The organism is Legionella anisa, assembly GCF_001467525.1.
GTDB lineage: Bacteria > Pseudomonadota > Gammaproteobacteria > Legionellales > Legionellaceae > Legionella > Legionella anisa.
In genome coordinates this window covers 25919-36760 of sequence record NZ_LNXS01000020.1, presented here as the reverse complement: position 1 = coordinate 36760, position 10842 = coordinate 25919, and the positions used below count along the sequence as shown (strand labels likewise).

Genomic DNA, 10842 nt, shown 5'->3' with positions numbered 1-10842 from the left:
TAGCCAGCATCTTGATAATCAAAGCTACGATAGAGAACGAACAGCTTGGCTAAATGCTCAAGGGTTCAAAGTACTGCGTTTTGGAACAATGATGTACTACAACAAACAGCGTCGGTTATTGAGGCCATCTTGTACACATTAACCGATTCTTGACACCCCCTCTCCCCAACCCTCTTCCCCCGAAGAACAGTATCTTACTACTCAAATTCCTTGCGCGGGAGAGGGAGCAGATCGAAGCAAGATTAAGTGATGTGCCTAGATGAATGCTGAAGAGCCTACAAAAAAAATTTAGGGACATTACCTATTGCAGGAGAGCAAAATTTTTACCGGACAGTAGTGTGCCTTCGCAGGGATAACGGGCAACAATTGACATGCTACCTGGTTAAATTTTGTGAGGAACTCTCAGGTTTGCTGCGGGCTTAAGTGAGTGGAAGAGTAAAAATGATGAATAGTCATGTGCTATATTTTTTTACAGGAGCGTGTTAATTAGGAAAAAGTATGCCGCGTATTCAACACATTACATCATTGCCTAATGATAAAGGGATTGATGTATGTGAATTTGTAAAAGAACATCATTTTGGTTTGTATGAAACTATAGGTGCGCGTCCGAGCCAAGAGGACGCGGCCTTTGCATGTTGGTATCCCCAAGATCATTTTAAATACCTCAGCCCCCAAGAGATTGGTCGTCGGTTGTGGACGAGTTATCATCTGGTTAATATTTTAGGCCGTAATATGATGTATGGGGGTACTACCGCATCCACGACTGTATATGATGGGCATGGCGCTTTGATCACCGCAACTTTAGCGGACTCTATCTCTTTTGCAGTGATTTTCGACACGCAGGGGGAGATAGTAGGTGTAATGCGTTTAAATAATATTATACATCATCCCAATGTTGAGCTAGAGCGTATTCAAAGAGCGGGAGGAGCAGTCTTTTTTGATCGCATCAATGGCCAGTTGGCTGTATCTCGGGCAATAGGAGATTTTGATTATGATGCTGAGGTAGTTTGTGCTGACGCAAGTATCGACATCAATTACCTTGATAAACTTTATGAACATATAGGTATCTCCAAAAAAAACGTAGGAAAAGTGCAATTGATTACAACATGTGATGGTTTTACCGAGCCTTTAGCGTCCCAAACTAAAAAAGAGCATGAGCAATGGCTTTTAAATTGTTTAAAGGAAATACCCTCAGCAAGAACGCTAGAGGAACAGCTATTAGCAAAAATGCTTGCCAATAAAGCCCTCGAATGGGGCTCACAAGATAATATTTCAATTGCCGTACAAACGCTTTCTCTGTCGTTACCTTTTTTGGTAGGGATATATGATGGTCATGGGGGAAAAGGTGCTTCACACTACACTGCTGAAAATATTGGCGCTATTTTTGACTATCAGTGTTCCTTAACTCAAGAAGCTTATGCACAACAATCGTTGAGCGCAGATAAAAACTTCACAATCTATTATCGCGATAATAACGATCGGGAATGGTATGAACCTTTAGCTGATGCCGCTAAAAAAGAAAGAGAGTCTGAGCTCTCTAAATCTGGAGGTGTGCGCGCGCAAATGCAATTATTGATGGAGCAAGTTGAAGCATATCTTACCTCAACTAAAGAAAAAGAAGCGAATAAGAAATCCGGTGAAATTTTGGAAGCTGCGGTGCAAAATTTTTATGGGGTGATGGATGCACTGTGTAACTACTATACTGATTTAACTCTAAGTAAAGAAGAGTTTGGTGAGTGCGTGAACTACATTCTCAGCGATGATACAACATATCAATTTACCCCTGTGCGGTATTCATTTTTGTCACTAAATTTCAAAGAATGTAAGGAAAAAGCGGAACTCATTAAAAAGAATGATTTGTTAATGCACATAATAATGGACTTAGCCCGTGTAGTTTGACTCTTCGGTCCTCGAAACATTTACACCTTTCCATGCTATGAATGACGTGTATATTCACTGCCTTAAGGCACGAGTATTTTTTTTCGAGGTTCCGAACACAGAATAGCGATGAGCGTGGCACAGGCGCAAATCAATAGGTATAGAGCGGGCGCTTCGGGTAACTTCAATGTGTGGATGAGCTGAGTAAAGGCAAGCGGTGCAATTCCCCCAAATAAGGCAATACCAAGGCTATAGCTAAATCCAACCCCGGAATAACGTAAATGGGCTGGGAATGATTCACTAATAAGTACTACATAACTGCCATTGATCATTGCACCAAATAAAGCGAAACATAAGGTAAAGATCCAAATAAACGATTCACCAAAATGATTCAGACCATAAAAAAGCGGGTAACAGGATAAAATCAAAAGTAAGGCCCCAGTCATAAGTAATTTTTTACGATTACAACGATCGGATAGGCTGCCAAAGACTGCAGTGAGTACTGCAAAACTTAAAAAGCTTACTAAATTAATTAAATAAGTATGCGTTACCTTAAGTTTCACTATAGAAGTAAGGTAGGCAGGTAAATACAAAAAAAGCGAAATAATGCTGGAGGATACGGCAGTAAATAAAAAAGCATAGAGCAATTTTTCCCATGATAAACGCCACAGTCCCCAAAATGGTTGATGATGTAATTTTTCTTCTTTTAACATAGTTAGAAAAACAGGAGTTTCAATTGACTGTCTGCGAATAATATAGCTAATAATCCCTAAGCCAAATCCAATTACAAAAGGAATACGCCAGCCCCAGGCCATCATTTGCTCCTGGTTTAATAGTGATGTAAGAATAAACCCTACTAATGCACCCAGGCTATTGCCAAGGGTAATACACATGAATACAAGACCGATAGAAAACCCTCGCTTTTCCTGAGGGACATGCTCGATCGTAAATACGGCAGCTCCCGGAATTTCTCCACCAACAGAGAATCCTTGCACCAGGCGTAAAAAAATGAGGCTGATGGGTGCTGCAATACCAATGGATTGATAATTAGGTAAACATCCCATCAGCAAAGTTGCGGTTGCCATCATAAAAACGGCGAGTGAAAAGGCGGATTTTCGACCGAATTTATCGCCTAAGTGACCAAAAACCATGCCACCTATAGGTCGTGCTAAATATCCAAGCGCAAAGACGGCAAAAGTATTAATTAATCCAATAAGCGTATTGGTGTTTGCGAAAAAGTTGTGGCTAATGTAGGACGCAAAGAGTGCGTAAATCGTAAAATCATAAAATTCTAATGCACCGCCTAAGGCGGTAAGTGTCACAATTTTATATTGCTCTTTATTCATGATTTATGGGGCCAAAGATTGTAATTCATCATTCCTATGTACCTTGCCATCCCTATGTAACCCTGCTATCCCTGAGTAATTCTGTCATCCCCCGCGTAGGCGGGGATCCATTTTTATATTTGGCAAAGTGCTTAATCATGGATGGATTCCTGCCTTCGCAGAAATGACAACACCCACATTCTTCTTAGATTGACGGCCATTGGGATATTATGTTGCATTGATTTTGACCTGTAGGTCCTTTTTTTACAAGAGAGAGTTGAAAATTAGCACATAAATTTTTTTTTTGAACTTATGTGCCATTCAGTGAGTATTGATGGAGGGAATTTCTTCATATACTGGGTGAGTGGATTCCCGGAATTCAATACTATCGTATTGGCAGGGAGCTGTTGTAGGTAGCTACTGACTCATCGCTACTCTCTGTAATCGATTGAAATATACTTAATCGATGTGATTTAGCAAAAGAAATTGATGGTAAAATCTGATCTTTCTGACGTTCAACTAATGTCATGGCATCTTGGACGAGCAGTTTAAACCCTGCACTAGAATCATTTTTATTCAATTCTGAAGCATAATTATCAATAAAAAATTGAGCTATACTTGCGGTGCCGTTTTCTATGCCCAAGAGACCGTTTTCAATGAGCTCTGAGGTAGCGCATTTATTTAAAATGGATCGTAAATGATCGAAATCGATATTCAAGCTGTGATTTAAACTTACTAATGTCTCTATTTCAATCCGGTTGAGAAACTTAATCATCAATTCTCCTTGCCCAACATCTAAAAATTGCTCGATTTTTCCTAATGTAGGGATGAAATCTACATTCCAGATGGCGCGTTCATTACTGGATTAAATATAGAGTAGAGTAAGTCCCAATATGTGTCTGGAGAATTCAGTTAGAGAGACTGAGCCAGGTTTTTTATTCTCAAATTTTAAAAAAGATTTCTCAACAAGACCTAGGAAGAACTCTATTTCAGGATTATTTACTACGCGCGCCACAGATGAAAAAAGCTCTTTTAAAAAAGTTTCTCCCTCATTTCTATTTATTTCTGGAAGTACTTTTAACAATTCACGCATTACTTTCAAATGCCACATAATTAATCTCAGTAAAGTTAAGTTGTCGCAAAAAATAACAAAAATAGATTAAGAGAATATTAATTGAGCACATTAAAATTGGTAATTAAAGTTTTCTCTAATATACAAGGTACAACCCCGAGCATTACATTGTGTAGCATAGACATTTTTCTTTGCAGTAATGATTTGCATTTAAGCATCTGGAGTTTTTTTGAACTAATATGATACTAAGCGAGTACGGATTTACGGTGCTTCATTATGGACATAAAGGATCATTTGGACCCTAAGGCGCGGATGCCGTTACTTTTTATAGGGCATGGCTGCCCTATGAATGCGATTCAAACCAATAAATTTACATTGAGTTTGCAAGCATTAGGTAACAAAATTCCTCAACCCAAAGCGATCGTATGCATTTCAGCACACTGGTTAACGACGGGCACTTGGGTCACCCATATGCTAAATCCCAGAACCATTCACGATTTTTATGGCTTCCCCCAAAAACTGTGTAAGGTGGTATATCCAGCCCCAGGAGCACCTGAAACGGCAGAACTGATTAAAACCCTTGTTACCGAGACTTCAATCAATCTGGATGATGGGCAATGGGGGTTGGATCATGGGACTTGGTCGGTGATGCGCCATATATATCCTCGGGCGAGTATCCCTATTGTTCAGCTTAGTATTGATATAGAAAAACCTGATGAGTTCCATTATCACATTGGGCAGCAACTCTACTTGCTACGAGAACGAGATATTCTCATTGTCGGTAGCGGTAATTTAGTACATAACCTTTCCAAGATTAGTTGGGAATGTAAATCAAAACCCTATGATTGGGCAATTGAATTTGACAAATGGCTCAAGGAAAAACTAATAAATAGAGATTTTGCAGCATTGATTCGCCATTATGGTGATACCCTTGCAGGACAACTGAGTGTTCCTACCCGTGATCACTATTCTCCATTGCTTTATATTTTAGGTGCTGCTCGCAGTGAAGACGAGCTCGTTTTCATTTATGAAGGGATTGAGAATAGTTCTGTTTCAATGCGCACATTTTTTTGGGCATGAAATTTAAATAAACAAGAACACTTAACTTTTTGATCCAATTAACAAATAATAAATAAACCGAATTAAAAGGAATTGTAAATGCACTCACAAATGGATAAACCTCATATTCAATTAGCCATCATGTCACGTTGGTATGTCGTTTCACGAGCATTACATGCTGTAGCTAAATTAGGTGTAGCAAATCATCTGTCATCTGGACCTAAAAAGATTGATGAATTGGCGAAGGTTACAGAAAGTAAGCCGGAATTGCTTGATAGAGTATTAAAGTTTCTAAGTGGTTATGATTTATTTAATTACGACAATGGTTTTTATTCGTTGACCGAATTATCCAAACCGCTGTGTGACGATGATCCTCACTCCATGCGCGATGTATTGTGTATGGTTGATGATACTTGGTGGCAAGCTTTTTCTCAGCTGGATATGAGTCTTAATACTGGAAAGCCAGCATTTGAAATACAACATGGTGATGATTTTTTTAGTTTTCTTAGTAAAAATCCAGAGAAGCAGCAGAATTTTGATAGAGGAATGGCCAAACTATCTTCTTATGATGAGGCAGCGATTAGCCATGCATTCAATTTCTCGGTGTTTTCCAGTTTCGTTGATATGGGCGGGGGGCGCGGAGGACTGGTGAATGCAATTACCAAACAACACCCCGAATTAAAAGCGATTCTTTTTGATACCCCTGCAGTTATTTGTCAATTGGATCCTAATAAGTTCTCCAATAAAGTCACGCTTCAAGAAGGAGATTTTTTTGCGACAATCCCATCAGCAGATGCCTATATTTTTAAAGGAGTTTTGCATGATTTTAATGATGAAATGATGCATAAAATATTAAAGAACTGTGCACACCAAATGTCCCAAAATGCCACTTTATTTATTGCTGAACAAGTCATGCCAGATGATGATAAGCCCCATCCAAATAAAACGATGGACATTGTGATGATGGTCTTATTAGGCGGCAGGCAACGCACCTTATCCGAATGGCAAAAATCAATTGAACCGGCAGGATTTACTTTTAAAAACAGTTATCCAACGAATAGCTTATTTACTTTAATGGAATTTAAGCCTAAGAAGTAAGCATTGAATTTAATTGGTTGATTAATCACGTTAAACTAAAATTTAAGTTTTTTTACAGAGGATTGTTATGAGTACAATTTCATTTTCGTCGCTGAATTGGTTTGATAATGTGGATGATAGACCGCATCCATGGCCGGGATTAAATTGGTTAACCGCCATGTTAGTGGTCACAGATGTAAAAAAAGCAATGAATTTTTATGCAGAAGTTTTTGGTATTGTGCCAATTTTTGAATTGCCTGATGAAACGGGACGTGTTGTTTTTGCGCGAATGCGTTATAGAGGAACAAATTTCACATTAAATCAAGAAGGTGCATTTAACTTTGATGGGAAAGCTCCTTGGGAAACGAACACTACCCCACCGTTTATCTTTTATATGTATGTTGATGATGTAGAAAAGATTTACACTGAGGCATTACAAAAAGGTTGCAAATCAATCGAAGAACCACATATAGAATTTTGGGGTGATAAAAAAGCCCGGCTCAGAGATCCTTTTGGATACATCTGGGATATCGCTTTGAAAGTAGAGTGAGTGAAAACACATAAACTACTCACTCGCTTTGCTCGTGTATTGTCAGTTTTTGATGTATTGAGTCGTTATCCAATAAATAGCGCGTAGGGACATGCAGGGATATAAAGCATTGCACCCAAGCTACAATGCTAATTTAAACTAGGGTTTATTTTGAGAGACGGATCCCTGCCTGCATTAATCATGATGTAACGCAGAGCAAAAAATATTTTGCGGATCATAGAGTGCTTTTAGTTTAAGCCAATCTGTATAGTGTTCTTCAAAATGATTTTGCCAAAATTTTTTATCCGGAGAGTCTCCTAAATATCCGGAAAGATAACGCTTGCCGCCTTGGGGTAAAAAAAGTGCGTCCAGTTGTTTCATTGTTTCTAAACAACTCGGGATTAATGCTTTGGGTAAGCCTGGATTAAGGATCATTAGAGCAAAAATATCTTTGTCTTTAGGAAGTTGTAAAAAACCAACAGGGGTATGGTGCGCTATCCGGGCAAGATGTACTACCGTTGCGTAGTGTAAGGGCAAAGCAGCTAATAACTCTTCCAAATTATTTAATTGTGAACCGGGTATAAAGCACTCATACCATGGATGTTGTAATTCCCATTGTCCAGTCATTTTCATTGCATTAAAACGAGAATCATGGCGATGTAAATAAGAATGGATTGATTCATCCTGGGTATGGAGTAAACGCCAGGGCCTTAATCCCAAATCATGAAAATCAGGTGGAAGATTATCATACTCTAGAGCTACATGAAGGGAATAAAACCATTGGGCAAAAGGCAACCGCCCCTTTTCGGATAGCTTCGCACCTTGTAGGGCTGGTGTGCAAAATGATTCCACATAATCTGCTTTTGTTTGACATAAACGCAAATCATTAAGCCATTCGTCTTTATCCAAATAGATCACGAAGAATGTCCTTACATTTTTTAAACAAGGTCTTAAGGCAATGCAGGCTTTGGTAATCAGACCAAAACGTCCCTGTCCACCCAAACACGCCTGCATTAGAGAAGAGTGTTCTTCTGCTTTAACCAATTCCCCATTGGCCATCAATACTTCCAAGGCTTTGACATGGGCAATTACACTGCCGTATTTGCCTGATGAGGCTCCCATCCCTCCTGCAGAAAGCACACCGCCCACTGATAAATTACAATTATGGGGTACTACATAGGGAATGAGGGACTGCTTTAACGAATTATCCAATAAAGAGGCCCAGGAAGTATTTGCTTCTACCCAAATGGAGTCTGAATTAGCTTCCGATGCATGATCAAAGTGTTTCATATTGAGGATTACTCCACCGGAAACCGCAAGTGATTGACCGCTTTGACTCATGCCATTGCCGCGAAGCGTTATAGGTAATTGATTTTCATGAGCATAGTGTATGAATGATTGTGCATCCTCAGTAGTCTCGGGTTCAAAGACAGCTACTGGAGCGGAATGAATCAATTTGCCAAAATCTTCGCGAAAAAAAACAAGCGAATGCTCATCACTGAGCATCGCTTGTCCAAACTTTTTCTTACACTGCTTTATTTGAGATAAGTTCCACTGGTTCTTTGTTTGCAGCATCTTGCTGATTCCTTTGTTTTGCCAATTCAAGTCTTCGATTACAAGCAATAATCAAGCCATCGAACATTTTGTTAAACGCATCATAGCAGCGGTCAACCAATTTTAATGCTTCACGTCGAGTGGGGACTGATATTTGTCTTGAAAATAAAGAGCGCTCCATTTCTTCTTCAAACAAGGCATGAGCCATTTCTACTTCCAAATGTGATGTGGAGAAATATTGAAGGTTTTTATCTTCCCCAGTTTTTTTCACTTGTTTTGCAACTTTTTCAAAGAAAACGTGTCCGGATGATTCAATAGTTAAAAGGAGAACAATATTCAGAATTTCATCATTTGCTTTATAAACTTCGGCTAAAATAGCATAAGCAGCATCACGAGTTAGTTGGGTTTCTTTACTGTAGAGCCAACTTACATCATTCGTATCATTTACCGAGTCGATATTCACTGCCCCCATATATTTTTTATCATGTAGAAACCATTTTTCATGGCCTGCATCTTCGAGTCTGTGATGACGGGCAACTTTCCTTAAGTAGGGGTCAGTCACTCGTTCTTCGTTGATTCTTAAAATATCTTGGAAGGTCATAGCCCAAAAAGTTAGTTCAGGAACAAAGTAACTCAATTCTTTTAAACTTTTCAATTGTTCAAGTATTTCAAAAAAAGGATGATTCATGAATTCTTGTTGTTTGGAATCAATATAATCTTGTATGATTTTCATAGCCATCTCCATGAGAATTTTGTTGGACACTTTGAACAATGCATGCCGCATACCAACTTTTTTCTCATTTTCCCTCACAAAAACTCTGAAAAAAGGATATTTTTGCTTTTTTTTCATAAAAAAAGCGTGATCTGCCAATAAAAATGAATAAAAAATAACCTACGTGTCAAATTTTTGACAAAGTAACCCCTTGAATTTTTTATTGATTTTAAAATTCAAATCAATTTAGCCAATTTTTTGTCATATTGTTTAAGTTCTTTCTCTACTTTAGTCCAATCTATTTCTTCAATTCGCTCCACTTGGTCAGATATTTTATTTAAAAATTTTGCTTGTAACTCCCCGTGCGCTTGGGCTTCGGCATAAGGAGTGTTAGTAAACATTACCAAAACATGCTTTGAAACATAGTCTTCTGGATATCGATGCATTAATTCGAGCTCCAGTTGTTTTTTTAAATTGAATCGCCTATCTCTGATGTCGACTTGAATTTCATGGAAGTTATCCATAGACATTTGCGCCACTGCATCAGTATTTATTTTCCTTGATTGATAAAAGGCGGGCATTATCTTCTTCCAATCATCATGATATTTATCTAAAAGCTCATTTAAAATACGACAATCTTCAAACGCACTATTCATGCCTTGGCCAAAAAAGGGTACAACCCCATGTGCCGCATCTCCAATTAACAGACATTGATCCTGGTAATACCAGGGATCGCATTTTATAGTACTCATATTACCTGTAGGATGTTGGGTAAACTCTTCAATTAAATGGGGCATATCAGCATATGCATCTGGGAAAGTTTTTTTAAAGAAGGCTTTAATTTTCAACTCATTATCCAATTCTGCAAAACTATTTTTTCCCTCATAGGGCAAAAATAAGGAGCCTGTAATTGATTGATTTAGATTAGGATTGCCTAACAACAAAAAGGCATCTCTTGGCCAGAGGTGTAAATGTTCATGAATAAGATGTTTTTGAGCAGGCTCACCAATAGAGAGTTCTTTATATCCATAAGGCAAGTAAGTACGTGAAGCATGCACTAAGTGCTTTGCATGAAGTTGTTCACGAACTGCTGAACCTGCCCCATCAGCTCCAATTAGAAGTTCGTAGTTTCGTTTTAAAATGGTGCCATCAGGTAATTTAAAAAGGACAATTTTTTTATCGACATCCAAATCGATGAGTTTCGTGTTGAAATTGAGTGTCACTTCAGGATACTTTTCTGCTTCATTAAGCAATAATTTATTGAGATCATTGCGTTGAATTGCATTAATGTATTCATTTTGATGTCGCCCAAAAGATTGAAATTTAATCTGCCCCTGCATTTCATGAATCGCACGAGCACGCATGGGAACCATGAGTTTTTTCACCTGCGGCATGATGTCTACTCCTGCCATGCCGGTTATGCCGCGACATGACAAAGCCAGGTTAATTGAACGCCCATCCTCTGCACGCAGGGTCCTTAGATCAGGTCGTGCATCAAATAATTCAAGTTTATATCCTCTTTTTGCTAAATAGAGGGCGAGTAAGCTCCCTGCCAAACCCGAACCAACAATGGTTACCTCTTTCATTCCAGTCTCCTTAGAACGATTGAAGCCTCAAATGAAGGCGTGGATTTAAT

11 protein-coding genes are annotated in these 10842 nt (G+C 38.7%); 5 read left to right on the top strand and 6 right to left on the bottom strand.

Annotated features, from left to right (window positions below; translation table 11 throughout):
* A partial coding sequence (locus Lani_RS19695; protein ID WP_238585181.1) for a DUF559 domain-containing protein occupies positions 1-142 on the top strand: 142 nt, incomplete at its 5' end.
* Positions 143-498: 356 nt separating this feature from the next.
* The gene (locus Lani_RS06600; RefSeq protein ID WP_019234484.1) at positions 499-1899 is read left to right on the top strand and encodes a PP2C family serine/threonine-protein phosphatase; all 1401 of its coding nucleotides are present in this window, start codon (positions 499-501) and stop codon (positions 1897-1899) included.
* A 62-nt stretch (positions 1900-1961) separates the two neighbouring features.
* Here the strand turns inward: Lani_RS06600 and Lani_RS06595 are convergent, their stop codons facing one another.
* The 3 genes from Lani_RS06595 to Lani_RS20145 all read right to left on the bottom strand — a co-directional run bounded on the left by Lani_RS06595 (position 1962) and on the right by Lani_RS20145 (position 4314).
* Positions 1962-3224 carry an MFS transporter gene (locus Lani_RS06595; protein ID WP_019234483.1) on the bottom strand — a complete coding sequence of 421 codons (1263 nt, stop codon included), beginning with the start codon at positions 3222-3224 and terminating at the stop codon, positions 1962-1964.
* A 364-nt stretch (positions 3225-3588) separates the two neighbouring features.
* Positions 3589-3978, bottom strand: coding sequence for a hypothetical protein (locus tag Lani_RS20150; RefSeq protein WP_019234482.1), 390 nt, complete (start codon positions 3976-3978; stop codon positions 3589-3591).
* 90 nt (positions 3979-4068) lie between these two features.
* Positions 4069-4314 (bottom strand): hypothetical protein, encoded by a 246-nt coding sequence (locus Lani_RS20145; protein ID WP_019234481.1) that lies wholly within the window; start codon positions 4312-4314, stop codon positions 4069-4071.
* A gap of 237 nt (positions 4315-4551) precedes the next feature.
* Here Lani_RS20145 and ygiD point away from each other — a divergent pair, with 237 nt between their 5' ends.
* The 3 genes from ygiD to Lani_RS06570 all read left to right on the top strand — a co-directional run bounded on the left by ygiD (position 4552) and on the right by Lani_RS06570 (position 6961).
* Positions 4552-5355, top strand: a complete 804-nt coding sequence (gene ygiD / locus Lani_RS06580) for a 4,5-DOPA-extradiol-dioxygenase (protein WP_040522953.1) — start codon at positions 4552-4554, stop codon at positions 5353-5355.
* A gap of 78 nt (positions 5356-5433) precedes the next feature.
* The gene (locus Lani_RS06575; protein ID WP_019234479.1) at positions 5434-6432 is read left to right on the top strand and encodes a methyltransferase; all 999 of its coding nucleotides are present in this window, start codon (positions 5434-5436) and stop codon (positions 6430-6432) included.
* Positions 6433-6499: 67 nt separating this feature from the next.
* Positions 6500-6961, top strand: a complete 462-nt coding sequence (locus Lani_RS06570; RefSeq protein ID WP_019234478.1) for a VOC family protein — start codon at positions 6500-6502, stop codon at positions 6959-6961.
* A gap of 174 nt (positions 6962-7135) precedes the next feature.
* On the opposite strand, the gene Lani_RS06565 is transcribed toward Lani_RS06570, so the two are convergent.
* From Lani_RS06565 to Lani_RS06555, 3 genes are all read right to left on the bottom strand, one after another.
* Positions 7136-8515, bottom strand: a complete 1380-nt coding sequence (locus Lani_RS06565) for an FAD-binding protein (RefSeq protein ID WP_019234477.1) — start codon at positions 8513-8515, stop codon at positions 7136-7138.
* Entirely contained in the window at positions 8466-9227 is a 762-nt protein-coding gene (locus Lani_RS06560) for a hypothetical protein (protein WP_040522963.1), read from the bottom strand. Before Lani_RS06560 ends, Lani_RS06565 begins: the two co-directional genes overlap by 50 nt.
* Positions 9228-9442: 215 nt before the next feature.
* A complete protein-coding gene (locus Lani_RS06555) occupies positions 9443-10792 on the bottom strand; it encodes an FAD-dependent oxidoreductase (RefSeq protein ID WP_019234475.1) in 1350 nt (449 codons plus the stop codon).
* Positions 10793-10842 lie beyond the last annotated feature (50 nt).

Excerpts from the sequence above, each read along its gene's own strand:
- Lani_RS06555 (WP_019234475.1), bottom strand. The coding sequence starts at position 10,792 with ATGAAAGAGGTAACCATTGTTGGTTCGGGTTTGGCAGGGAGCTTACTC.
- ygiD (WP_040522953.1), top strand. The coding sequence starts at position 4,552 with ATGGACATAAAGGATCATTTGGACCCTAAGGCGCGGATGCCGTTACTT.
- Lani_RS06565 (WP_019234477.1), bottom strand. The coding sequence starts at position 8,515 with ATGCTGCAAACAAAGAACCAGTGGAACTTATCTCAAATAAAGCAGTGT.
- Lani_RS20145 (WP_019234481.1), bottom strand. The coding sequence starts at position 4,314 with ATGTGGCATTTGAAAGTAATGCGTGAATTGTTAAAAGTACTTCCAGAA.
- Lani_RS06570 (WP_019234478.1), top strand. The coding sequence starts at position 6,500 with ATGAGTACAATTTCATTTTCGTCGCTGAATTGGTTTGATAATGTGGAT.
- Lani_RS06560 (WP_040522963.1), bottom strand. The coding sequence starts at position 9,227 with ATGAAAATCATACAAGATTATATTGATTCCAAACAACAAGAATTCATG.
- Lani_RS20150 (WP_019234482.1), bottom strand. The coding sequence starts at position 3,978 with ATGATTAAGTTTCTCAACCGGATTGAAATAGAGACATTAGTAAGTTTA.
- Lani_RS06595 (WP_019234483.1), bottom strand. The coding sequence starts at position 3,224 with ATGAATAAAGAGCAATATAAAATTGTGACACTTACCGCCTTAGGCGGT.
- Lani_RS06600 (WP_019234484.1), top strand. The coding sequence starts at position 499 with ATGCCGCGTATTCAACACATTACATCATTGCCTAATGATAAAGGGATT.
- Lani_RS06575 (WP_019234479.1), top strand. The coding sequence starts at position 5,434 with ATGCACTCACAAATGGATAAACCTCATATTCAATTAGCCATCATGTCA.